The sequence below is a fragment of the Bradyrhizobium algeriense genome (genome assembly GCF_036924595.1).
In the GTDB taxonomy this organism is placed as follows: Bacteria; Pseudomonadota; Alphaproteobacteria; order Rhizobiales; family Xanthobacteraceae; genus Bradyrhizobium; species Bradyrhizobium algeriense.
Map to the genome: position 1 here is coordinate 5,868,913 of NZ_JAZHRV010000001.1, position 22,406 is coordinate 5,891,318.

A 22,406-nucleotide genomic window follows, 5' to 3' on the forward strand; every position below is an offset into this window, starting at 1 on the left:
CTTTATTGTCGTCTGCAAGGCACGTGGATGGCCGGGATTCCTCTACACCAGAGCGGCGTCAAGCACGAATATCCACGCTGGTGTGATCGGCGAAGCTCAGTCGTACCGATCCATTGCTGCCGTGATCGAAAGCAAGGGAATCGTTCGAGCCCTTGAAGTTTACAGTGGTCCTGCCGTACGACTGGGTGACGATAACATCATCCTGCGAATAACCACTGATCGAGAAATCGACGCTGCCGTTGCCGATCCGAACGACATCGTTGCCGTCACCCTTGGCAAAATTGATCGTGGAATTATCACCCGTTACATTGATGTAATCGTCACCGGCGCCGCCCGTCACGGTCGAAGATCCACCGACCCAGATCATATCGTTACCAGCGCCCGCATCGATGACGGAATAATCATGGGTCCACACATGGTCATCGCCGTCGCCGGCCGACACAGTCGCATGTGAGTATGTGCGGACGGTGTCGTCACCGGTACCGGCATCGACAACCGCATTGTCGTAGGCGTTGATATGATCATTGCCGGCGCCGCCGCTCAGGTTGGCGTGATCGTAGGCGCTGAGGCTATCGTCGCCGGCACCGCCATCAAGGGTGGAATTGCCGTAGGCTCTGAGTATGTCGTTTCCGTTACCACCCGAAACGCTCGAATACGCATAGGTGCTGATAGAATCATCGCCGTCACCGCCGGTGACCGTTGAATGACCGTATGTGCTGATATGATCATTGCCGGCGCCGCCATCCACGGTCGAATGACTATAGGTGAAGACGACATCGTCACCCTCGCCGGCGACGACGCTGGCCTGGCCATCGACACCGATCACATCGTTGCCCGCGCCGGCATCGATCGTGGCGTTGCTGGCCTGAACGTGGATGCTGTCGTCACCGGCTCCGCTGATAATCTCGAACAGATCCATGCCGACCGACAACCCGTCGTTGGTGCCGCGAAGCCCCGCCGCCGACCCACCAGTGCGAAAGGCATCGACCTGTGCCTGAAGCTGATCAACGGCGGATTGTTCTGCCGACGCCCGCGCCAGCAACATCTTGGCGCGGTACGAGATGCTGACCGTGGTGGCCGAAGCGCCGGGCGCCGAGGACGATGCCCGGCTGAATACACTTGCCGTGCTGACCTTGGTGCCTGCATCCGCTGCCGCGGTGCCGGCCTGCGAAATCGACCAAGTGGTGTACGATGAATAGGCAGCGGCAATCACACTCATGAGGCACTTCCTTCTTTCCCAGGAGCACCAGAACACCATACACCCTTAAATAGAAAGTTAGCGGATGGGCTGCATTTGCAGCAATCTGCCATGCAATGGTTTTGGCCGGTTCTGTGGATGGCCGGTTAAATCATCGCGCGATGAGACGGACACCTCGGCAACGCGAGACGTCAGCCGCCGCTCGCATCTTCGACGATATGGGTTACTTTCTGCGCCCCGATGTCGTAACCCCTCCCCCATGAACTACCGACACGCCTTTCACGCCGGCGGCTTTGCCGATGTCATCAAGCACATCGTGCTGGTGCGCATGCTGGCCTATTTGCAGGAAAAGCAGGCCGCGTTTCGCGTCATCGACACCCATGCCGGCGCCGGGCGCTACGATCTCACGGCTGAGGAAGCGCGCCGCGGCGGCGAATGGCTGACCGGGATTGCGCGGGTGCTGCAGGCGCGGTTTTCGGACAACACGCTGCCGCTGGTGACCCCCTATCTCGATATCGTCAGGGCATTCAACGCGCCGGGCAAGCTTGAGGCCTATCCCGGATCGCCCCTGATCGCCCGCGCGCTGCTGCGGCCGCAGGACCGCCTTACGGCCTGCGAAATCGAGCCCGGCGCCCGCAGGCAACTGATCGATGCGCTGCGCCGCGACAGCCAGGCGCGGGTGGTCGACCTCGACGGCTGGACGGCGTTGCCGGCCTTCGTGCCGCCCAACGAGCGGCGCGGCCTGGTGCTGATCGACCCCTCTTTCGAGCAAAAGGACGAATTCGAGACGCTGGCCGACGGATTCGCCGAAGCCTACGCGAAATGGCCCACCGGCAGCTATCTGATCTGGTATCCGGTGAAGAGCCGGCGCGCCACCGATACCCTGGCGCGCCTTGTCGCGGGCGCTGCCGCCGCCAGCAAGCCGGCCGGGAAATGCCTGCGGCTCGAATTTTCCGTTGCGCCGCAGGCGGCTGGCGGCCCCCTCGCCTCCACCGGGCTCCTGATCGTCAATCCGCCGTGGACGCTGGCGGGTGAGTTGAAGACAATTCTACCCGAACTCGAAAAACCGCTCGGCCAGGGCGGGGCCGGCCGTTTCAGGCTCGAGACACCCAAGCCCTGAAGAGGTACTCCCTCTGAAAAGTGTGATTGGGCCGTAGGCAATTTACGCAAAACCGTATTATGCTCAGGCCATTGGGACTGGCTTTACGTTCCGCTTCCGCGAATGGTTGCGGCGGAGTGATCAAGGCCGAATAAAAATCCAGGTCGGTCGGCGCCGTGAACCCGATCGGCTCAGGTGGCCAAGCTTCCGGCAGCGAATGTCCGGTCGGCCGATACGCGAGATGCGCGTAGCGGCAGAGCAATACGGGGGAGGAGTTTCCCGATGGCCATGACTGGAATAGTCAAGTTCTTCAATGGAGAACGCGGCTACGGCTTCATCAAGCCCGATGATGGCGGCCGCGATGTGTTCGTGCACATCACGGCCGTCGAGCGGGCCGGATTGAAGGATCTGACAGAAGGACAGCGCATTACGTTCGAGGTCGAACCGGACAAGAAGGGCAAAGGCCCCAAGGCGGTCAACCTGGTGATTTCATCGTAAGCTGACGCTCGCGTTGGACGCGGACTGAATTTTTGGCTGTGAAGATTTGCGCTGGGCGCGGCATCGCCGCCCAGAGCGTTGAGGCACGCGGCGCCCGCGCGCGTAAACCCGGCCTGAAGGCAAAAAAATCCCGGCGACTTACTGCCGCCGGGAGATGGTAGTCGACAGTTTCTTTGTTCTCAGAAGCGATAGTTCACTCCGGCCCGGATCAAGCCGAACCGGTAACCATTCGACGCGCCTGTAACGACGAAGTTGCTGTTGGCCAGATCGACATAGAGGTATTCGATCTTGGCGCTCCAGTTCGGGGCGAAGCCCATCTCGGCGCCGGCGCCGAGCGTCCAGCCCGCATTGGTATGGGATTCCGACACGCCAAAGGTGGTGGCGCGCAGCTCGCCAAAGGCGAGACCGCCGGTGCCGAAGAACAAGATGTTGTTGAACGCGTAACCGGCGCGGCCGCGAACCGTGCCGAACCAGGGGTTGGAGAATTTCCACGGCGCGAAGGTTTCTTCGGCGCCGGTCGCCTGGATGTCGCCTTCGAGACCGAACACCCAACCTCCGTTCTGCCAATTGTAGCCGGCCTGGACACCACCCACGAAACCGGACGGCTTGGTCGGATTGTTGGCGACCGAACCCCAGCCATAGCCGAGGTTGCCGCCGAGATAGGGTCCGGCCCAGCTATAGGCATTGAGCGGCTGGTTGACGGTATAGGGTGCGCGCGATCCGTAAAGGTCGGCCGCCCGCGCCGACATGGTCCAGCCTGTAGCGACCAGCGCCAGCGCGCCCCACACAAACCTGCTCATCACGCAACCCCACGCAACTGCCGCGACCAAACCGGGCGAGACACCGGTTTGGTTACGGAACTCCACTTTATTCCGGTAAGATTTATCGAGAGTTTTAAGTTAAAGGATTGTTAAGCTGGGTTACCGCCCACTCATCAGTCTTAAGAATGCGTTACCGGCGCCTCCCCCAAAGGAGCACCGCGAGCGCTGGCGATGCCGCCTTGCAGCGCTTAATTTAGCCCCATGGATCACGATTCTACCGACCATCCGAAATCCCCGAGCAAGGCGCGGCGGGGTTCCCAATCGGATTTGCCGCCACAGGACTTGACCGCCGACGTCGATCCCGCGACATCCGCCGCCGAGGAGGACGACGAGGGGCGCCTGCCGGAGGCCCCCGAAGAGTCCGCCGAGGTGATTGCAGAAGGCCCGCTGGCGGTCGGCCACGCGGCCATTGAAAACGCGGTGCGGCTGGCGCCGACCTCACCTGGCGTCTACCGCATGCTTAATGCCGGAAGCGACGTGCTGTACGTCGGCAAGGCGAAAAACGTCCGCAAGCGGCTTGCTTCCTACGCCCGCGTCAACGCGCCGCTGCCGGCACGCATCCTGCGCATGATCGCGGCGACCGTGACGGTCGAGATCGTCTCCACCACGACCGAGACCGAAGCGTTGCTGCTGGAAGCCAATCTGATCAAGCAGTTGCGGCCGCGCTTCAACGTGCAACTGCGCGACGACAAGTCGTTTCCCTACATCCTGATATCAGGCGACCATTGGGCGCCGCAGATCCTCAAGCATCGCGGCGCGCAAACCAGGCCTGGGCGATATTTCGGGCCGTTCGCATCCGCCGGCGCCGTCAACCGCACCATCACGGCGCTGCAGCGCGCCTTCCTGATCCGCTCCTGCACCGATGGCTTCTTCGAAAGCCGCACCCGGCCGTGCCTGCTGTACCAGATCCGCCGCTGCTCGGGCCCCTGCACGCGGGAGATCGACTTCCCCAGCTATAGCGAGCTGGTGCGCGAGGCGAACGATTTCCTTTCCGGCCGCAGCCACGCCGTGAAGGAGCTGCTCGCCGGCGAGATGGAGAAGGCGTCCAACGAGCTCGAATTCGAGACCGCAGCACTCTACCGCGATCGCCTCGCTGCGCTGTCGGCGATCCAGTCGCAGCAGGGCATCAATCCACGCACCGTGGAGGAAGCCGATGTGTTCGCGATCCATCAAGAAGGCGGCTATTCCTGCGTGGAGGTGTTCTTCTTCCGCACCGGCCAGAACTGGGGCAACCGCGCCTATTTCCCGCGCGCGGAGAAGTCGTTCACGCCAGAGGAGGTGCTGGCCTCGTTCCTCGCGCAATTCTACGACGACAAGCCGCCGCCGAAACTCATCTTGCTGTCGCACGAGATCGAGGAATCATCACTGCTTGCCGACGCGCTTTGCGTGAAGGCCGGCTACAAGGTCGAAGTCTCGGTGCCGAAGCGCGGCGAGAAAAAGGAATTGGTCGCGCATGCGCTGACCAACGCCCGCGAGGCGCTTGGCCGCAAGCTCGCCGATACGGCGACGCAGAGCAGGCTGCTGGAAGGGATGGCGACCACGCTCGCACTGCCGCAGGTGCCGAAGCGCATCGAGGTCTACGACAACAGCCACATCCAGGGCGCTAACGCCGTCGGCGCGATGATCGTGGCGGGGCCGGATGGGTTCATCAAGAACCAGTACCGCAAGTTCAACATCAAGTCCGAGGGACTGACGCCGGGCGACGACTACGCGATGATGCGCGAGGTGCTGGAACGGCGCTTCAAGCGGCTGTTGAAGCCGCCGGAGGGCGACGCCGCGAAGGCGAAGGCCGACGATGATTCGTTTCCGCAATGGCCCGACCTCGTCATCATCGACGGCGGCCGCGGCCAGCTCAACGCCGTCAGGGAGATTTTCGAGGGTCTCGGACTTACCCAGGTCTCCCTCATGGCCGTGGCCAAAGGCCCGGACCGCGACGCCGGGCGCGAAACCCTGTTCATGCCGGACCGTGAAGCCATCAAGCTCGAGCCGCGCGATCCCGTGCTGTATTTCATCCAGCGGCTGCGCGACGAGGCGCATCGCTTCGTGATCGGCTCGCACCGCAAACTGCGGAAAAAAGACATCCGGGAAGCCGGCCTGCAGGAAATCCCGGGCATCGGCCCGTCACGCAAACGTGCCTTGCTGCATCACTTCGGAACGCTGAAGGAGATCGAGCGGGCTTCGATCGCGGACCTCGGCAAGGTTCCAGGCGTTAGCGCCGAAAGCGCCCGCAAGATTTTCGAGTTTTTCCATGCGCAGCCGGGTTGAGGGACCTCGAATCGAGAGGCATGTCATTTGGGCGTCGCCTGCGACAGATGATCTAGGTCCGCACGGTTGACCTTCACGCTCCAGCGGTATTGGTAAGACGGATGAACATCGCAACAACCAGGGGACAGGGCAAAACCCTGTCCGTGCCGAATATTCTGACCTACGCCCGCATTGCCGCCATTCCGGTGGTGGTCGGCTGCGTTTTCGCCCAGTCCATCCTCGACGGCCCGCTGTGGCTGCGCTGGGTGGCCCTGGCCGTCTTTATCGCCGCCGCGGTGACAGACTACCTCGATGGCTACTATGCGCGAATGTGGGATCAGCAGTCCGCTTTTGGCCGGATGCTGGACCCGATCGCCGACAAGCTCTTGGTGGCGTCCTGCCTCTTGATGCTGGCAGCCGATAGCAGCATCCATGGCTGGACGCTGTGGGCTGCCATTGTGATCCTGTGCCGCGAAATCCTGGTCTCGGGCTTGAGGGAATATCTGGCGGCGCTGCGCGTCAGCGTGCCCGTGACCAAGCTCGCAAAATGGAAGACCACGATCCAGCTGGTCGCGATCGGCTTCCTGATCGCAGGCGAGGCCGGCGAGCAGATTCTGCCCCAGACCACCCTGATCGGCATCGCCCTGCTGTGGGTGTCGGCGATCTTCACCATCTACACCGGCTGGGACTATTTCCGCGCCGGCATCCATCACCTCATCAAGGAGGATGAAGGATGAAGGTGAAATATTTCGCCTGGGTACGCGAGCGGATCGGCATCGCGGAGGAAACCGTCGAGCCGCCGGCCGATGTGCGCACGGTGAACGATTTGATCGGCTGGCTGTCCAGCCGCGGTGAGGCTTATGCCTACGCATTCGAAAAACCGAAGGTAATCCGCGCCGCGATCGACCATGCCCATGTCAAGCAGGACGCCGTGATATCAGGCGCGCGCGAGGTTGCGTTCTTCCCGCCGATGACCGGCGGCTAACCCTGTCCATGTCCGTCACCGCGACCATCCGTATCCAGGAAGCCGACTTCGACGTCGCGCAGGAAATCGCGGCGCTGACCAAGGGCCGCACCGATATCGGCGCCGTCGTCTCGTTCAGCGGCATCTGCCGCGGCAGCGAGGACGGCGAACCGATCGCCGCTTTGACGCTCGAGCATTATCCCGGCATGGCGGAGGCCGAGATCGCCCGCCACGCCGACGAGGCGCTGACGCGCTGGCCGTTGCAGGGGCTCACCATCATTCACCGGTTCGGCCGCATCGCGCCGGGCGAGAACATCGTGCTTGTCGTGACGGCATCGCCGCATCGGCAGGCCGCCTTCGAAGCGGCGGAATTCCTGATGGACTATCTGAAGACCAACGCGCCGTTCTGGAAGCGCGAGGAAAGCGAAAAAGGCACGAGCTGGATCGAGGCGCGCGATCACGACGACGCCGCAGCCGCGCGCTGGACCAAACCCTGATGGCTAAACGCGCAAAACCGGCGGCGAAGCGCAGCGCCGGCTCATCGAAATTTCCCAAGGTCGGCGCGGGCGAATTGCTGACGCTGCTCGATTTCGTCCGATATGCCGTCAGCCGCTTCGTCGAAGCCAAGCTGGTATTCGCGCACGGCACCACCGATCCGGTTGCCGAGGCCGCCTTCCTGGTCTGCGAGGCGCTGCATCTGCACCCTGACCAGTTCGAGGCGTTCGCCACCGCGCGCGTCACATCAGCCGAAGGCAAGAAGATCCTTGATCTGATCGCACGCCGCGTCACGACGCGAAAACCCACAGCCTACCTCGTCAACAAGATCTACATGCGCGGCCTGCCGTTCTATGTCGACGAGCGCACCATCGTGCCGCGCTCGTTCATCGGCGAATTGCTGGAACAGCATTTCGGCGGCGACGGTGATGACGAGGCCGGCTCGCTGATCTCTGACCCGGGCGTGGTTGAAAGCGTGCTCGACCTATGCACCGGCTCGGGCTGCCTGGCCATTCTCGCCAGCCGGAATTTTCCGAATGCCGAAATCGACGCGGTGGACATTTCAAAGGACGCGCTCGAGGTCGCCGCGCGCAATGTCCGGGATTACGCCCTGGAGGATCGCCTCACGCTGTACCGCGGCGATCTGTTCAAGCCGCTGGACGGCAAGCGCTACGACCTGATCATTTCCAATCCGCCCTATGTGGACGCGCAGGGCATGGCCGGCCTGCCGCGCGAATGCCGCGCCGAGCCGAAGCTTGCCTTCGACGGCGGCGCGGATGGGATCGACATCGTCCGCCGCATCCTCGACGAAGCAGAAGCGCACCTGACGCCACAGGGCGGGCTGTTATGCGAGATCGGCCGCTGCCGCCCGCAACTCGAAGCCGCCTATCCGCAACTGCCGCTGCTCTGGCTCGATACCGCGGATTCCGAGGGCGAAGTGTTCTGGATCGCCGCGGCAGATCTCTGAATTTACGGAATTGCGCGGAAATATCACGGCGTGCTGGCGTTCCCGTTCAGGGACGAAACTGATAGTTTGGCATTAGACCATCGCCCCAAACAGAAGAGAGGCCGCCCATGCTGGACAAGAGCCCCCGTCCCACCCCCGTCGCGGTTCCGAACGACCTCGCCGCGCACTGGATGCCGTTCACCGCGAACCGGGCGTTCAAGAGGAACCCGCGGCTGCTCGCCGGCGCCAAGGACATGCACTACTTCACCGTCGACGGCCGCAAGATCATCGACGGCGCCTCGGGCATGTGGTGCACGAATGCCGGCCATGGCCGCACCCAGATTTCATCGGCGATCGCCAAGCAGGCCGAGGCGCTGGACTATGCGCCGCCGTTCCAGTTCGGCATCCCGCAGGCCTTCGAGCTCGCCAGCCGCATCGCGGAACTGGCGCCCGCAGGCCTCGACCACGTGTTCTTCTGCAATTCCGGCTCGGAAGCGGCCGACACCGCGCTCAAGATCGCGCTGGCCTATCACCAGATCAACGGCCAGGGCGGCCGCATCCGCCTGATCGGCCGCGAGCGCGGCTATCACGGCGTCGGTTTTGGCGGCACCTCCGTCGGCGGCATCGTCAGCAACCGCAAGCTGTTCGGCTCGCTGTTGACCGGCGTCGATCATCTGCCGGCGACCTATGACCGCGAGAAGCAGGCCTTCAGCAAGGGCGAGCCCGAATATGGCGCGCATTTCGCCGATGAGCTCGAGCGCATCGTCAATTTGCACGGCGCCAACACCGTCGCGGCCGTGATCGTCGAGCCGATGGCGGGATCGACCGGCGTGCTGCCGGCGCCGAAGGGCTATCTCAAGCGGCTGCGCGAGATTACCCAGAAGCACGGCATCCTCCTGATCTTCGACGAGGTCATCACCGGCTTTGGCCGGCTCGGCTTCGCCTTTGCCGCCGAACGCTATGGCGTGGTGCCTGACATGCTGACCTTCGCCAAGGGCATCACCAATGGCGCGGCGCCGATGGGCGGCGTGCTGGTGCGCGACACCATCCATGACGCCTTCATGAGCGGCCCGGAACATGCGGTCGAACTGGCCCATGGCTACACCTACTCGGCCCATCCGCTGGCCTGCGCGGCGGGTCTTGCCACGCTAGACATCTACCGCGACGAAAAGCTGTTCGAGCGCGCTCACGAGCTCGAGCCGAAATTCGCCGATGCGGTGATGTCGCTGCGGAACCAGCCTGATGTCGTGGATGTCCGCACCGTCGGCCTGACCGCCGGCATCGATCTCGCGCCGGTTGCGGATGCGCCGGGCAAGCGCGGCTTCGCCGGGCTCAACAGCGCCTTCCACGACAATGACCTGATGCTGCGGGTTGCCGGCGATACATTGGTGCTGACCCCGCCCTTGATCATCACCGAGGACCAGATCGGCGAGATCATCGAAAAGGTCGCCAAGGTGATCCGCGCGACGGCCTGAGCTGCCCACAGGAACATTCAAATCCAACCAGCGTTCATTCTCCGGCGGCGACGATCATGTCGCCGCCGGCGGAGGTATTGCAGAGATGCTCGCGCCTACGAGCGACCTGCTGCGCGCCGGGATCGGACTGAAGCTCAACCAGATCAAGCTGGCGACGCGCTCGTATCTGCGCGACCGGACGAATCAGGCGAGCGGAACCATTACGTCCTATGCCGTCGCGGCAGGCCTGCTCGCCGTAGCCGGCATTTTCCTTATCGCCGCCTGCCTCGTCGGCGCCACGGCGCTATTTCGCTGGATCGAAATCCATTACGGGCAGTTCTGGGCATTTGGCGCGATCGGCGCGCTGTTGCTCGCGATCGCCGCGGTCTGCGCCGGGCTGGCCGCGGCCAAACTGAAACAACCATCTCCACATTTTCCTTCGTTCACCAGTCGCCTTCGCGTGGCGATCAAGGCCAATCCGCTCCAGCCGGACCAACTCGAAGCCGCACGGGACACCGCCGCGTCGGTTCTGTTGGCGCCTCCGGCGGGCGCCCGTCGCAGGCGGTCCCGGACGGGACGCGACAACAGAAAGATGCAGGCCGGCCTGATCCTGATGGCGACCTTGCTGGGCTGGGCGGCAACGCGACGGCGGTGGCGAGCGCGACAAATGGACGTCTGATGCCCCGCGCGCGATCCGGCCCCGACGACAATCTGCGCTTGATGGCGGCGACCGCCATTCTCGTCCTGACCGCGCAGCATTTTTTTCAGCCCGGAGCAAAAGGAGCAAAAGCAGGTTCCTCCGGAAAATCGATCGCGCAACCCGTCTCGCCCCCGCGCGAACAGGCTCAGGAACCCGCCGCCCGAGCGGGTATGATCAATTGGGTCGCAATTCCCTGGGCGGCCTGGAAACACATCCTGTGGCGCATCTATGAGCGCACCAATGATGACCGTTTGCTCGCCACCGCCGCCGGCGTGGTGTTCTTCGGACTGCTCGCGATATTTCCGGCCGTGACGGCGCTGGTCTCGTCCTACGGCCTGTTCGCCGACCCCTCGACCATTGGCGACAATCTGCAAAAGCTGGCGCTGATGCTGCCCGAAGGTTCGTTCCAGATCGTAGAGGACCAGATTGCCCGCGTGCTCGAAAAGGGCAACGCCGCGCTCGGCGGGACGTTTCTGTTTGGCCTCGCCCTTGCTCTGTGGAGCGCCAACGCCGGTGTCAAGGCGATCATCGACGCGCTCAATGTCGTTTACGAGGTGAGGGAAACGCGCAACTTCCTGAAACTAAACCTGCTTTCGCTCGCCTTCACGGCCGGCGGGATCGTGGCCCTGCTGCTGATGGTCAGCGCGGTCGTGGCGTTTCCGCTCATGTTCAATCATCTCGGCCTGCCGCCCGAGAGCGGGATTATCGTCGGCCTGGCGCGCTGGCCGTTGCTGTTGGTGGTGCTGCTGGCGGCGCTCGGCCTGCTCTACCGGTTTGGACCCAACCGGCGTGCGGCGCGATGGGAATGGCTGGGCGCCGGGACGCTGGCCGCGGCGTTACTCTGGATCACCGGCTCGGCCGTGCTGTCCTGGTACCTCTCGAATTTCGGCAACTACAACGCAACCTACGGCTCGCTTGGCGCCGCGATCGGCCTGATGATGTGGATGTGGATATCGGCAACGATCGTGCTGTTCGGGGCGGAGCTGAACTCGGAGATCGAGCGCCATGCAACCACTGACGCCCCGGGGCGCCAAGCCATCGGATAGCAGCTGCGCCGGCACGCCAGCCAGTTCCGGCCGTGCCCAAAGAACACTAGCTCTGCGAATCAACATTGATGCTAAGGTTTCTGCGCTCGGGGAGCGCAAGGCGGGCCGTGCCTGCAACTTCCGTGTTTTCCCGGGTGAATACAGTTCCGACCTGAGGGCGTAGCGCGCGACATGATTCGCATTTCGACGATTTTCATCGCCATCTGCATGGTGCTGGTTGCAGCCTCCCTCGGCCTCGTCCTGCATGCGGTGGCCGGCTTCAGCGGCACCGAATCCGCGATCGTGGCGCTCACCGCGCTGACCTTCCTGATCCTCTACAACGCCGTGTCGATGCGGCTGCGCGACCGCTCCGACGTCGGCGGCCAGATCGCCGATCTTTCCCGCGGCACCGCCGACCTCGCCCGCCAGGTCGCCGAATTCGGCCGCCGGCTCGCCGCGATCGAGGGCCGGGTTGTATCGGCAAACTCCGCAAGCTCCGACCGCATCCAGGCCGTCCTGGGCGAGATCAACGAGCTCGGCGGGCTGGTCAAGCAACTGGCCATCTCGGTGGCGGGCCATGAGGATCTGCTGGCCTCGGGCGCCGCGGCTGCGCCCCCCGCCCCGTCGGGCCGGCCGCATTCCGAACCGCCGGAACAACCGGCGATCGCCCCGGAGCAAGCGGCCCCCGCCGTCAGACCCGCACCGGTTGCGGCTGCAAGGCCGGCACCTTCAGCGGCGGCCGCGGACGCCGCTTCGCACTCGCGCAGCCAGCCGCAGCTGCTTGCCGCGGTGAAGAATGCCGTCGAGGAAAGCCGGCTCGACATCTACCTGCAGCCGATGGTGACACTGCCGCAGCGCAAGGTGCGCTTCTACGAGGCGGTGACGCGACTGCGCGACGACAAGGACCAGATCCTCGCCGCCGACGATTTCATCCCCACCGCCGAAGCCGGCGGGCTGATCGGCAAGATCGATCATATGGTGATGCTGCGCTGTATCCAGGTGTTGCGCCGTCTGATGGTGCGCAACAAGGACGTCGGCGTGTTCTGCAACGTCTCGGCGGCGACGCTCGGCAATTCCGCCAATTTCGCGCAATGCCTCGACTTCCTCGAGGCCAATCGGGCGCTGGCGCCGTCCTTCGTGCTCGAGTTCAAGCAGGCGACGTTCCGCCATCTCGGCCCGACCGAAATCGAGAATCTCGCTGCATTGTCGCAGCGCGGTTACCGCTTCTCGATCGATCACGTCACCGACTTGCGGATCGAGCCGCGCGACCTCGCCGACCGCGGCGTCCGTTTCATCAAGGTGCCGGCGGCATTGTTGCTCGATCCCAAGCAGAGCTCGACTTCGGACATCCACCCTTCCGACCTTTCCGACCTGCTCGGCCGCTTCGGCATCGACCTGATCGCCGAAAAGATCGAGGGCGAGCGCGCGGTGGTGGATCTGCTCGACTATGACGTGCGGTTTGGACAGGGCTTCCTGTTTGCGCCGCCGCGGCCGTTGCGGCCCGAGGGGGCATCTGCTACCGGCGGGGCGACAGCGAACAAGGAATCCGGCGCTCCCAATGGCTCCAGCAACACCGTTCCCATCGCCAGCCCGGCCGCAGAGCCCCCGATGCGGGCGACCGGCAATGCCGCATTGGCGCGCCGTGCCGCGGGACCGGGCTAACAGGCTTCCGCAATCATGACCTCATTGCGGTTCATCGAGCAGCTGCGTGGGCTGGTGGACGGTGTGGAGGTGATCCTCTCCGACATCTGGGGCGTGGTGCATAACGGGCTGGAATCCTTCCCCGAAGCCTGCGAGGCGCTGCACACCTACCGCCAGCGCGGCGGCACCGTCATCCTGATCACCAACGCGCCGCGACCGGCCGATTCCGTGCAGCGCCAGTTGCGCAAGCTCGGCGTTGCCGACGAAACCTACGACGCCATCGTCAGTTCCGGCGACCTGACCCGGAATTTCGTCGCCGGCCATCCCGGCAAGAAGATGTTCTGGATCGGTCCGGACCGGGACTCGTCGATCCATCGCGGGCTCGATGCCGTGATGGCGCCGCTGGAGCAGGCGGACTACATCGTCTGCACCGGCCTGTTCGACGACGAGACCGAATCGGCGGAAGACTATCGCGCCATGATGCTGCAGGCGCGCGAGCACAAGCTGCCGCTGATTTGCGCCAACCCCGACATCGTCGTCGAACGCGGCGACCGCTTGATCTATTGCGCGGGCGCGATCGCCGAGCTCTATCGCGAATTAGGCGGCGAAGTAGTCTTCTATGGCAAGCCGCACCGGCCGATCTATGAACGCGCCATGGCGCTCGCCGCCGAACGCCGCGGCCAGCCGACCTCGCTCGACCGTGTGCTGGCGATCGGCGATTCGGTGCGGACCGACCTCACCGGCGCGCTCGGTTTCGGAATCGATTGTCTTTTCCTCACCCGCGGCATCCATTCCGAGGAATTCGAGGGCATCGATCAGCTCGATCCGGCTTCGGTCAAGGAGCTGTTCGGCCATCCACCCCGCGCGCTGATGCGCGAGCTGCGGTGGTAGGTGCATCGTTGCACCGGACTCAAAATTGCGAAAACAACCCCATGCAAAGTAGGAATGGGCCTTACATCATCCGAAAACGCAAGACCTGGTAGGGCCAAGACCTGGTAGGACGTGGACTCATGAGAGCGCAGCAATGCCCGGGATTGGGCCGGGCATCACGAGAATTGGAGCGAGCTGGGAGACCAGGCGCCTTACGCCGTCGCCATGTCCGGGAAGACCGCCTCGATCTTGGTTTTCAGCGTCGCCGCGTTGAACGGCTTGACGATGTAATTGTTCACGCCGGCCTTCTTGGCGGCGATCACGTTCTCGGTCTTGGATTCCGCCGTGATCATGATGAAGGGCGTGGTGGCCAGATTGGGATCGGCGCGGACTTCCTTGAGCAGGTCGTAGCCGGTCATCGGCTCCATGTTCCAGTCGGAAATCACGAGCCCGTATTTCTTGCCGCGCATCTTGTTCAGCGCCGCCGAGCCGTCGCTGGCATCGTCGATGTTGTCGAAGCCGAGCTGCTTCAGAAGATTTCGGATGATGCGGATCATGGTGCTGTAGTCATCGACCACCAGAACCGGCATGGACAAATCAACCGCCATCTTTCCCCCACTCAATGCTTACGCCACAAATAATCGACAGGCCTGCGCGACCCGCAGTCCTCCCCCCACATCTAGCAGCTGCCGTTAAACAGCCCGTTAATCGGGAACAGGCGGATTGAGGCCGTTTTGATGCATCCCCGCCCGCTTGACTTCGAAGGCGGCACCGCGTCACGGTCCGGCCGCGCTCCCCGACCCAAGAATCTTTGAAGAATCCCTGAAGAATCCCAGAAATGACCACTGCTTTTACCGTTATCCGAGACACCACCCCTGCCGCGGAGATCCCCCGCGGGGCCGTGGTCGCCATGGGCAATTTCGACGGCGTTCATCTCGGCCACCGGGCCGTGATCGACGCGGCCTTACGGATGGGCCGCGCCCATGGCAGGCCGACATTTGCCGTCACCTTCGAGCCCCATCCGCGCAGCTTTTTCAGCCCGAACAGCCCGCAATTCCGCCTCTCCGACGAGGCCAACAAGCTGCGCCTGCTGGCCGGGACCGGGCTCGACGGCGCGGTCGTGATGACCTTCGACAAGACCCGCGCCGGGACCTCGGCGCAAGATTTCATTCACCATGACCTGATCGAGCGCCTCGGCGTCAGCGGCATTGCGGTCGGCTACGACTTTCATTTCGGCAAGGGCCGTGCCGGCACGCCGAGCCTCTTGGTCAGTGAGGGGCCGCGGCTCGGCATCGAGGTCGACGTCCAGGCCCATGTCGATATCGAGGAGCGGCCGGTGTCCTCCAGCGCGATCCGCATGGCGCTGGCGGAGGGCCAGATCGACGAAGCCACCGCCATGCTGGGCGGGCCGTGGTTCGTGAGCGGCGAGGTGATCCATGGCGAGAAGCGCGGCCGCGATCTCGGCTATCCCACCGCCAATATCCGCCTCGACAAGAATTGCAGCCTCAAGCACGGCATCTATGCGGTGCGGGTCGGCCGTGGGGCCGAGCGTTTCGATGCGGTCGCGAGCTTCGGTCGCCGCCCGACCTTCGATAACGGCGCGCCGCTGCTCGAAGTGTTCCTGTTCGACTTCAAGGGCGACCTCTATGGCGCCGTCCTCGACGTCGCCTTTATCAGCTTCATCCGTGACGAGCTGAAATTCGACACCATCGAAGCGTTGATACGCCAGATGGATGACGACAGCGCCAGGGCGCGCGCGACACTGGCGGCGGCGCCGGACGCCTTTCCCAGGCTCGGAGCGATCGGTTGAACAAGACGGAAAAACAAAAAATGCTGGCGGGCGAGCTCTATCGTCCCGGCGATCCCGAACTGCAGGCGGATGCCGCCGCGAACAAGGCCTGGCTCGCGCGCTACAATGCGGCGCTCGCAGCGCCCGTGGTTGAGCGGCACGCGCTGCTATCGGCCCATTTCGGCCGTGTCGGCATCGGCGCCGTGATCCGTCCGCCGTTCTTTTGCGACTACGGCTACAACATCCGGCTCGGCGACGAGGTGTTTCTCAATTTCAATTGCGTCATCCTCGACGTGGTCGAAGTCACGATCGGCGACCGCACCCAGATCGGCCCCGCGACGCAAATCTATGCCGCCGATCACCCGCGCGATGCCGAGACGCGGCGGACGGGCCTTGAATTCGGACGCCCGGTGCGAATCGGGAGCGACGTCTGGATCGGCGGCGGCGCCATCATCCTCCCCGGCATCACGATCGGCGATGGCGCGATGATCGGCGCCGGCAGCGTGGTCACCCGGGATGTCGCTGCCGGCCAGACAGTTGCCGGAAACCCGGCCCGGCCCCGGAAATGACCGGCCTGACGGCTCCCTTTTCAGGCGAGCAATCGAGGATCGAAGGGCGCTTTGATGATTTCCGCCACGGCTATCTTTGCGGCGTCCGGGTGTTCGGGATTCAAAAGGTAATTATTTCCTTTCGCGCTGATTGCCGACGTAGTAGTGCGCTCGCTGAACGATCAAGCCATCGATCTCCGATTTCCCGGCTCGTCAACGTCTGCGATCGCCAATCTTGTGATAGCTCCGCGTCGATGGTCTCGACGGCTATGTCCGCAGGAACGACGATGCGCAGCAATTGATAAGTAGCCGGCATCAGATCGCGGTCCATGTGGACCAGCATCTCAAGCAATGCGCTGGATGAATGATCGGCGAGATAGACGATCCGCCGGCCCTGCGAATGCCACCGCCCGGCTGCCCTTAGGCCCCAATCCCGGAAAGATCGGCGTAGTTCGAAATCCGCCAGAGCTCCATCTGACGGCTCAGGCGAAGATTCCATGGTCGATTCGCTCAAGCATTTCGCGAACGACCGCCGTGCCAAGCTCGTCATTCAAGAGATCAGCGGGCTTTTGACCTGACAGCGACGCGTTAGGCCGCTGCAGCCAGGCTTCGGCCTTTTGCTCGTCGCCAAAGATCCGGTCGGCGAGCGTCTTGATCTCGAGTGCTCTGATCAAATTTGCCGATGGATCCGTTGTGCCAACATGACTTTCTGCCTCGTCCGATTTCCGAATGAGTTCGGCGAAGCGATCCGGAACAGCCTGCCTTACGACGTCATCGTACATCGCCTTGAACTGCCGCCTGATCCTCGACTGTAGTTTGGTCAAATCGCCTTGGCGGCGAAGGTCCTTTAATCTCTCGTAAACCTCGGACGACTTGGCGCTCATGAATTCTCTCCAATAATCAATAGATTAGTATCATCGGAGAAAACCGCAACAGCGATCGGTTCGGTGGCCGTGGGGCTTTGCGATTTCCCGGTTGGCTGCTATGGAAAAGTCCCATGTTTGCGCGGCGCACCATCAGCATTAGCGGCCCGGCTTCCGCCTGAGCGATCCGCTCGGCGCAAGACCGGGATTTTCCGTGCTTCACCCGCATATCAGCGATTTCAGCGCCGTTACGAGCCAAACCAGAGCATTCATGTCCCAAAATTCGCAAAAGTCCGACGTCGTCACCGACTATTCCAAGACCCTGTTCCTGCCGCAGACGGAATTCCCGATGCGCGCCGGGCTGCCGCAGCGTGAGCCGGAAATCCTCAAATACTGGAACGAGATCGACCTCTACGAAAAGCTGCGAAAGGACGCCGCCGGCCGTGCCAAGTTCGTGCTGCATGACGGGCCGCCCTACGCCAACGGCAACATCCATATCGGGCATGCCCTGAACAAGATCCTCAAGGACGTCGTCACCAAGAGCCAGCAGATGCTGGGCTTCGATTCCAACTACGTGCCGGGCTGGGACTGTCACGGCCTGCCGATCGAATGGAAGATCGAGGAAGAGAACTACCGCTCCAAGGGCAAGCCGAAGCCGGACTTCCGCGACTCCACCGCGATGGTGGCGTTCCGCAAAGAGTGCCGCGCCTATGCGACGCACTGGCTGAACATCCAGCGCGAGGAGTTCAAGCGGCTCGGCATCATCGGCGACTGGGATCATCCGTACGCCACCATGAGCTACCCGGCCGAGGCGCAGATCGCGCGCGAGCTGATGAAGTTCGCCGCCAACGGCACGCTCTATCGCGGCTCAAAACCCGTGATGTGGAGCGTGGTCGAGAAGACCGCGCTGGCCGAAGCCGAGGTCGAATACGAGGACTACACCTCGGATATGGTGTGGGTAAAATTTCCGGTCACCTCGCCGGCGCATGGCGTGCTGGCCGAGGCTTCCGTGGTGATCTGGACCACGACGCCGTGGACGCTGCCCGGCAACCGCGCCATCTCGTTCTCGCCGAAGATCGCCTACGGCCTCTTTGAGGTCACCGATGCGCCCGTTGACAATTGGGCGAAGACCGGCGATCTCCTGATCCTCGCCGATGCGCTCGCTGGAGAAGTGTTCAAGCAGGCGCGCGTCACCGCCTATGAGAAGGTGCGCGACCTGCCGGGCGACACGCTCGACGCGGTGGAATGCGCCCATCCGCTGAAAGGCTTCGGCGGCGGATATGAATTCACCGTGCCGCTGCTGCCCGGCGACCACGTCACCGACGACACCGGTACCGGCTTCGTCCATACCGCGCCCGGCCACGGCCGCGAGGACTTCGACGCCTGGATGGCGAACGCGCGCGAGCTGGATGCTCGCGGCATCAACACCGCCATCCCCTACACCGTCGACGAGAACGGCGCCTACACCGACCACGCGCCCGGCTTCACGGGAAAACGCGTGATCAACGACAAGGGCGAGAAGGGCGACGCCAATGACGCCGTGATCAAGGCGCTGGTCGAGGCCGGCAGGCTTCTGGCGCGCGGCCGGCTCAAGCATCAATACCCGCATTCGTGGCGCTCGAAGAAGCCGGTGATCTTCCGCAACACGCCGCAATGGTTCATTGCGATGGACAAGGACATTGCTGTTGACGGCAAGACCAAGCCCGGCGACACGCTGCGCGCCCGCGCGCTGCATGCGATCTCGGTGACGCAATGGGTGCCGCCCGCAGGACAAAACCGCATCAACGGCATGATCGCCGGACGCCCGGACTGGGTGATCTCGCGCCAGCGCGCCTGGGGCGTGCCGATCGCCGTGTTCGTGCGCGAGAAGGGCGATGGCGCAGCCGAGATCCTGCAGGACGAAATCGTCAATCAGCGCATCGTCGAAGCCTTCATGGAGGAAGGCGCCGACGCCTGGTACATGGACGGTGCGCGCGAGCGATTTCTTGGAGAGCGCGCGGCTGAGGAATGGAAGAAGGTCGACGACATCTGCGACGTCTGGTTCGATTCGGGCTCGACGCACGCCTTCGTGCTGGAAGACCGCCAGAACTTTCCCAACCTCGGTAATATCGTCCGCAAGATCGATGGCGGCGACGATACCGTGATGTATCTGGAAGGAAGCGACCAGCATCGCGGCTGGTTTCATTCCTCGCTGCTGGAAAGCGCCGGCACCCGCGGCCGCGCGCCGTATGACGTAGTGCTGACCCACGGCTTCACGCTGGACGAGAACGGCCGCAAGATGTCGAAATCGCTCGGCAACACCGTCGAGCCGCAGAAGGTGATGAAGGATTCGGGCGCGGATATCCTCCGCCTCTGGGTCTGTGCCACCGACTATGCCGACGACCAGCGCATCGGGCCGGAGATCCTCAAGAACACCATCGAGACCTATCGCAAGCTGCGCAACTCGATCCGCTGGATGCTCGGCACGCTGCATCATTTCGATCCGGCCGATGCGGTCGCCTATGCCGACATGCCCGAGCTGGAACGGCTGATGCTGCACGAGCTCGCGAAGCGCGCCGCCATCGTGCGCCAGGCCTATGCCGAGTTCGACTACAAGACGGTGGTCGCGACGCTTGCGGCGTTCATGAATACCGAATTGTCGGCGTTCTATTTCGACATCCGCAAGGACGCGCTGTATTGCGATCCGCCGTCCTCGGTCACGCGCAAGGCGGCGCTGACCGCGATCGACATCATCTGCGATGCGATCCTGCGCTGGCTGGCGCCGGTGCTCAGCTTCACCTGCGAAGAGGCGTGGCGGATGTACAGGCCGGACGCCGAGCCGTCGGTGCACCTGACGCTGTTCCCGGAAGGCTTTGACCAATTCCGCGACGACGCGCTCGCCGCGAAGTGGGAAACCATCCGCGATGTCAGGCGCGTGGTCACCGGTGCGCTCGAACTCGAACGCGCCGCCAAGAACATCGGCTCCTCGCTGGAGGCGTCGCCGTTGGTCTATGTGTCGGACAAGAACATCTTCAACACGCTGTTCGATGTCGACCTGGCCGAGGTCTGCATCACCTCGAACGCGATGGCGACCAACGACGACGCGCCGACCAGCGCGTTCACCCTTCCCGACGTGCCCGGCGTCGCCGTCGTGGTCGAGAAAGCGGTGGGCACCAAATGCGCCCGGTCGTGGAAGATCCTGCCCACGGTCGGCGAGGACGCGGAGTATCCCGACGTCTCCCCGCGTGACGCGCAGGCCTTGCGGGAATGGAAGGCACTTGTCGAAGGCGTGAAGCCGGTGGATGCAGTCGAAGCGCCTGCCGAGCCGGTCGGATTGATCGAGACGCAACACGTAGAACCAGCGCCGGTAAAGGAAACGCCCGAACAAGCCGGTTCGGAAAACGTGACGGCTGCCAGGCCCGACAAGAAAGTCAGGGCCAAGAAGACTTTGGAAAGCGCGGAGGCTGAGGAAGCCGAGAGACCGGTCAAAGCCAGGAAGGTCGCAGCGGCCAAGAAGGCTGTCGAAGCCGAGAGAGCCATTGAAGCCGAGAAGCCCAATACCAAGAAGCCCAAGGCCAAAAAGGCAAAAGCCAAGAAAGCCGTAGTCAAAAAAGCTGTAGCCAAGAAAGCCAAGGCCAAGAAGGCTGCCAAATCCAAAAAGGCCTCTTCGTCAGCGAAGGGGGCCAAGAAGGGGGCTACAAAGAAGGCGGCTACAAAGACGGCGGCCAAGCAGGCAAAGAAGAAAAAGACGACCAAGAAGCCGGGAAGGAAGCCGCCGGCGACCAGGGCGAAAAAGAAGAAGGCCAGATAAGTGTCTGGCCTCGAACACCCGCGAACCCCTCACCTCCGCGTCGGCGTCATTGCCGCGATCGCGACGCTGGTGATCGACCAGGCCTCGAAACTCTGGCTGCTCTACGTATTCGACCTCGCCCGTCGCGGCGCGGTCAGGGTCACGCCGTTCTTCGATCTGGTGCTGGCCTGGAACGTCGGGATCAGTTTTGGCTGGTTCCAAAGCGATAACCAGTTTGCCCAGCTCGCGCTGATGGCGATCAAGGCGATCGCCGTGATCGTGCTAGGGATCTGGATGGCGCGCTCCAGCACCCTGCTGGCGACGCTGGCGCTCGGCCTGATCATCGGGGGCGCGGCCGGCAACGTCACCGACCGCTTCCTGTATGGCGCGGTGGTCGATTTTGCCCTGTTCCACATCGAGATCGGGGGAAAAACCTTCAATTGGTATGTGTTTAACCTGGCGGATGTGGCCATTGTTGCCGGGGTAGCGGGCCTATTGTATGACTCGTTCCTAGGGGTACCCGCCGCAAAAGCGCCCTGATCCCGGTCGATACGAACCCCTGCGGTATGGAGCCATCACGCCCCTTAAACCGGCCCCCGCGTGTTGCAGAAATTGTGAATGGGAACAGCGCGATGCGCGAGACCGAAACCCGCTTCTGGATGCTGCAGACCAGCTCGCTGAGCCGGGCCCTGCGGTTCGCCGCCATTGCTCTCGGCATCGTCCTCGTGATGGCCACCGGACCGTTGCGCGCGGCGGACGACGAGGATGAGGACGACAAGACCTTCGAGGAAAAGATCATCGAAGGCATCATGCGCGGCATCGGCGGCACCAACATGGAGAACCGCGGCATCGAGTACCGCGAGCGCTCGCCCTTGGTGGTTCCGCCCAAGCTGGACTTGCCGCCGCCGGCCGGCTCCTCGGCCGAAGTGACGGCGCCGAACTGGCCGAAGGATCCCGACCTGCAGCGCCGCAAGGCAGCCGCCGCGGCGCGCAAGAAAGAAAACAAGGACCCGCGCGAAGCGGCCCGCATCTTGACGCCGGCCGAACTCGCGGTGGGCAAGACCGCGGCGCCCTCGCGCAAGGACAACGATCCGGTGCAGCCCGGCACCTCGAACAACAATCCGATCCTGAGCCCGTCGCAGCTCGGCTACAACGGCAGCTTCAGCGGCCTGTTCGGCGGCAACAAGGCCGAGACGGCACCGTTCAAGGCCGAGCCGACGCGGGATTCGCTGACCCAGCCACCGCCCGGCTACCAGACGCCGTCGCCGAACTACGCCTACGGCACCGGGCCGAGGGAATCGCTCAACAAGGAATACAACCCGGCCAAGGGCAAGTATGGCGATTAGTTAAGCATGGCGATTAGTTAAGCTGATCTCTCGCCTTCGTGACGATTGCTGGTGCCGGCGCGGTGTACGATGCCGCAGCTTGATCCCGAACGGTTTTGTCGGGTTACTTCTAACGTTTGCGCGAATTTCTGTCGCA

The 22,406-nt window shown here is 63.3% G+C and carries 21 protein-coding genes and 1 pseudogene; 17 read left to right on the top strand and 5 right to left on the bottom strand.

From position 1 onward, the window contains the following. Positions 1 to 58: 58 nt before the first annotated feature. A complete protein-coding gene (locus V1286_RS28340) occupies positions 59 to 1,219 on the bottom strand; it encodes a calcium-binding protein (RefSeq protein ID WP_334485202.1) in 1,161 nt (386 codons plus the stop codon). Between the two features lie 238 nt (positions 1,220 to 1,457). Here V1286_RS28340 and V1286_RS28345 point away from each other — a divergent pair, with 238 nt between their 5' ends. After that, the gene (locus V1286_RS28345) at positions 1,458 to 2,318 is read left to right on the top strand and encodes a 23S rRNA (adenine(2030)-N(6))-methyltransferase RlmJ (RefSeq protein WP_334485204.1); all 861 of its coding nucleotides are present in this window, start codon (positions 1,458 to 1,460) and stop codon (positions 2,316 to 2,318) included. Between the two features lie 261 nt (positions 2,319 to 2,579). Then, complete coding sequence (locus tag V1286_RS28350) at positions 2,580 to 2,795, top strand: cold-shock protein (protein ID WP_108522052.1); 216 nt, start codon at positions 2,580 to 2,582, stop codon at positions 2,793 to 2,795. A 179-nt stretch (positions 2,796 to 2,974) separates the two neighbouring features. On the opposite strand, the gene V1286_RS28355 is transcribed toward V1286_RS28350, so the two are convergent. Next, entirely contained in the window at positions 2,975 to 3,595 is a 621-nt protein-coding gene (locus V1286_RS28355) for an outer membrane protein (RefSeq protein WP_334485208.1), read from the bottom strand. A gap of 222 nt (positions 3,596 to 3,817) precedes the next feature. Here V1286_RS28355 and uvrC point away from each other — a divergent pair, with 222 nt between their 5' ends. The 10 genes from uvrC to V1286_RS28405 all read left to right on the top strand — a co-directional run bounded on the left by uvrC (position 3,818) and on the right by V1286_RS28405 (position 13,976). Continuing rightward, positions 3,818 to 5,881 carry an excinuclease ABC subunit UvrC gene (uvrC, locus tag V1286_RS28360; protein ID WP_334485209.1) on the top strand — a complete coding sequence of 688 codons (2,064 nt, stop codon included), beginning with the start codon at positions 3,818 to 3,820 and terminating at the stop codon, positions 5,879 to 5,881. 101 nt (positions 5,882 to 5,982) lie between these two features. Then, on the top strand, positions 5,983 to 6,597 hold the full coding sequence (pgsA, locus tag V1286_RS28365) for a CDP-diacylglycerol--glycerol-3-phosphate 3-phosphatidyltransferase (RefSeq protein WP_334485210.1): 615 nt from the start codon (positions 5,983 to 5,985) through the stop codon (positions 6,595 to 6,597). Further along, complete coding sequence (gene moaD, locus V1286_RS28370) at positions 6,594 to 6,845, top strand: molybdopterin converting factor subunit 1 (RefSeq protein ID WP_334485212.1); 252 nt, start codon at positions 6,594 to 6,596, stop codon at positions 6,843 to 6,845. The genes pgsA and moaD overlap by 4 nt, the downstream gene beginning before the upstream one ends. An 8-nt stretch (positions 6,846 to 6,853) precedes the next feature. Then, complete coding sequence (locus tag V1286_RS28375) at positions 6,854 to 7,321, top strand: molybdenum cofactor biosynthesis protein MoaE (protein ID WP_334485214.1); 468 nt, start codon at positions 6,854 to 6,856, stop codon at positions 7,319 to 7,321. Then, positions 7,321 to 8,286: a 50S ribosomal protein L3 N(5)-glutamine methyltransferase gene (prmB, locus tag V1286_RS28380; RefSeq protein WP_334485216.1), complete on the top strand. Its 966-nt coding sequence runs from the start codon at positions 7,321 to 7,323 to the stop codon at positions 8,284 to 8,286. The genes V1286_RS28375 and prmB overlap by 1 nt, the downstream gene beginning before the upstream one ends. Before the next feature lie 107 nt (positions 8,287 to 8,393). Then, positions 8,394 to 9,740 carry an omega-aminotransferase AptA gene (gene aptA / locus V1286_RS28385; RefSeq protein ID WP_334485218.1) on the top strand — a complete coding sequence of 449 codons (1,347 nt, stop codon included), beginning with the start codon at positions 8,394 to 8,396 and terminating at the stop codon, positions 9,738 to 9,740. 85 nt (positions 9,741 to 9,825) lie between these two features. Continuing rightward, a complete protein-coding gene (locus V1286_RS28390) occupies positions 9,826 to 10,398 on the top strand; it encodes a phage holin family protein (RefSeq protein ID WP_334485220.1) in 573 nt (190 codons plus the stop codon). Next, the gene (locus V1286_RS28395; RefSeq protein WP_334485222.1) at positions 10,398 to 11,465 is read left to right on the top strand and encodes a YihY/virulence factor BrkB family protein; all 1,068 of its coding nucleotides are present in this window, start codon (positions 10,398 to 10,400) and stop codon (positions 11,463 to 11,465) included. The genes V1286_RS28390 and V1286_RS28395 overlap by 1 nt, the downstream gene beginning before the upstream one ends. Positions 11,466 to 11,636: 171 nt before the next feature. Further along, positions 11,637 to 13,106 (top strand): EAL domain-containing protein, encoded by a 1,470-nt coding sequence (locus V1286_RS28400; protein ID WP_334485224.1) that lies wholly within the window; start codon positions 11,637 to 11,639, stop codon positions 13,104 to 13,106. Between the two features lie 15 nt (positions 13,107 to 13,121). Continuing rightward, positions 13,122 to 13,976, top strand: coding sequence for a TIGR01459 family HAD-type hydrolase (locus V1286_RS28405; RefSeq protein ID WP_334485226.1), 855 nt, complete (start codon positions 13,122 to 13,124; stop codon positions 13,974 to 13,976). A 191-nt stretch (positions 13,977 to 14,167) separates the two neighbouring features. On the opposite strand, the gene V1286_RS28410 is transcribed toward V1286_RS28405, so the two are convergent. Further along, positions 14,168 to 14,563, bottom strand: coding sequence for a response regulator (locus V1286_RS28410; protein WP_057835874.1), 396 nt, complete (start codon positions 14,561 to 14,563; stop codon positions 14,168 to 14,170). Positions 14,564 to 14,793: 230 nt separating this feature from the next. On the opposite strand from V1286_RS28410, the gene V1286_RS28415 reads away from it, so the two are divergent. Beyond that, positions 14,794 to 15,765: a bifunctional riboflavin kinase/FAD synthetase gene (locus tag V1286_RS28415; protein ID WP_334485228.1), complete on the top strand. Its 972-nt coding sequence runs from the start codon at positions 14,794 to 14,796 to the stop codon at positions 15,763 to 15,765. After that, positions 15,762 to 16,313, top strand: a complete 552-nt coding sequence (locus V1286_RS28420) for a sugar O-acetyltransferase (RefSeq protein ID WP_334485230.1) — start codon at positions 15,762 to 15,764, stop codon at positions 16,311 to 16,313. The genes V1286_RS28415 and V1286_RS28420 overlap by 4 nt, the downstream gene beginning before the upstream one ends. A 100-nt stretch (positions 16,314 to 16,413) precedes the next feature. Here the strand turns inward: V1286_RS28420 and V1286_RS28425 are convergent, their stop codons facing one another. Beyond that, on the bottom strand, positions 16,414 to 16,806 hold the full coding sequence (locus tag V1286_RS28425; RefSeq protein WP_334485232.1) for an RES family NAD+ phosphorylase: 393 nt from the start codon (positions 16,804 to 16,806) through the stop codon (positions 16,414 to 16,416). Continuing rightward, positions 16,775 to 17,176, bottom strand: coding sequence for a NepR family anti-sigma factor (locus tag V1286_RS28430; protein WP_334485234.1), 402 nt, complete (start codon positions 17,174 to 17,176; stop codon positions 16,775 to 16,777). The genes V1286_RS28425 and V1286_RS28430 overlap by 32 nt, the downstream gene beginning before the upstream one ends. Before the next feature lie 250 nt (positions 17,177 to 17,426). Here V1286_RS28430 and ileS point away from each other — a divergent pair. The 3 genes and pseudogenes from ileS to V1286_RS28445 all read left to right on the top strand — a co-directional run. Beyond that, positions 17,427 to 20,426, top strand: a pseudogene (gene ileS / locus V1286_RS28435) (isoleucine--tRNA ligase); the annotation flags it as partial. 519 nt (positions 20,427 to 20,945) lie between these two features. Continuing rightward, positions 20,946 to 21,464 carry a signal peptidase II gene (lspA, locus tag V1286_RS28440; RefSeq protein ID WP_334485236.1) on the top strand — a complete coding sequence of 173 codons (519 nt, stop codon included), beginning with the start codon at positions 20,946 to 20,948 and terminating at the stop codon, positions 21,462 to 21,464. A 92-nt stretch (positions 21,465 to 21,556) separates the two neighbouring features. Next, positions 21,557 to 22,270, top strand: coding sequence for a hypothetical protein (locus V1286_RS28445; protein ID WP_334485238.1), 714 nt, complete (start codon positions 21,557 to 21,559; stop codon positions 22,268 to 22,270). The last annotated feature ends 136 nt before the right edge of the window (positions 22,271 to 22,406 follow it).

Bases quoted from the DNA above. Each gene is read 5' to 3' on its own strand.
- moaD (WP_334485212.1), top strand. From the start codon at position 6,594: ATGAAGGTGAAATATTTCGCCTGGGTACGCGAGCGGATCGGCATCGCG.
- V1286_RS28340 (WP_334485202.1), bottom strand. From the start codon at position 1,219: ATGAGTGTGATTGCCGCTGCCTATTCATCGTACACCACTTGGTCGATT.
- prmB (WP_334485216.1), top strand. From the start codon at position 7,321: ATGGCTAAACGCGCAAAACCGGCGGCGAAGCGCAGCGCCGGCTCATCG.
- V1286_RS28390 (WP_334485220.1), top strand. From the start codon at position 9,826: ATGCTCGCGCCTACGAGCGACCTGCTGCGCGCCGGGATCGGACTGAAG.
- V1286_RS28410 (WP_057835874.1), bottom strand. From the start codon at position 14,563: ATGGCGGTTGATTTGTCCATGCCGGTTCTGGTGGTCGATGACTACAGC.
- V1286_RS28445 (WP_334485238.1), top strand. From the start codon at position 21,557: ATGCGCGAGACCGAAACCCGCTTCTGGATGCTGCAGACCAGCTCGCTG.
- V1286_RS28355 (WP_334485208.1), bottom strand. From the start codon at position 3,595: ATGAGCAGGTTTGTGTGGGGCGCGCTGGCGCTGGTCGCTACAGGCTGG.
- V1286_RS28405 (WP_334485226.1), top strand. From the start codon at position 13,122: ATGACCTCATTGCGGTTCATCGAGCAGCTGCGTGGGCTGGTGGACGGT.
- V1286_RS28415 (WP_334485228.1), top strand. From the start codon at position 14,794: ATGACCACTGCTTTTACCGTTATCCGAGACACCACCCCTGCCGCGGAG.
- V1286_RS28345 (WP_334485204.1), top strand. From the start codon at position 1,458: ATGAACTACCGACACGCCTTTCACGCCGGCGGCTTTGCCGATGTCATC.
- V1286_RS28395 (WP_334485222.1), top strand. From the start codon at position 10,398: ATGCCCCGCGCGCGATCCGGCCCCGACGACAATCTGCGCTTGATGGCG.
- V1286_RS28350 (WP_108522052.1), top strand. From the start codon at position 2,580: ATGGCCATGACTGGAATAGTCAAGTTCTTCAATGGAGAACGCGGCTAC.
- aptA (WP_334485218.1), top strand. From the start codon at position 8,394: ATGCTGGACAAGAGCCCCCGTCCCACCCCCGTCGCGGTTCCGAACGAC.
- V1286_RS28375 (WP_334485214.1), top strand. From the start codon at position 6,854: ATGTCCGTCACCGCGACCATCCGTATCCAGGAAGCCGACTTCGACGTC.
- V1286_RS28400 (WP_334485224.1), top strand. From the start codon at position 11,637: ATGATTCGCATTTCGACGATTTTCATCGCCATCTGCATGGTGCTGGTT.
- V1286_RS28430 (WP_334485234.1), bottom strand. From the start codon at position 17,176: ATGAGCGCCAAGTCGTCCGAGGTTTACGAGAGATTAAAGGACCTTCGC.
- uvrC (WP_334485209.1), top strand. From the start codon at position 3,818: ATGGATCACGATTCTACCGACCATCCGAAATCCCCGAGCAAGGCGCGG.
- pgsA (WP_334485210.1), top strand. From the start codon at position 5,983: ATGAACATCGCAACAACCAGGGGACAGGGCAAAACCCTGTCCGTGCCG.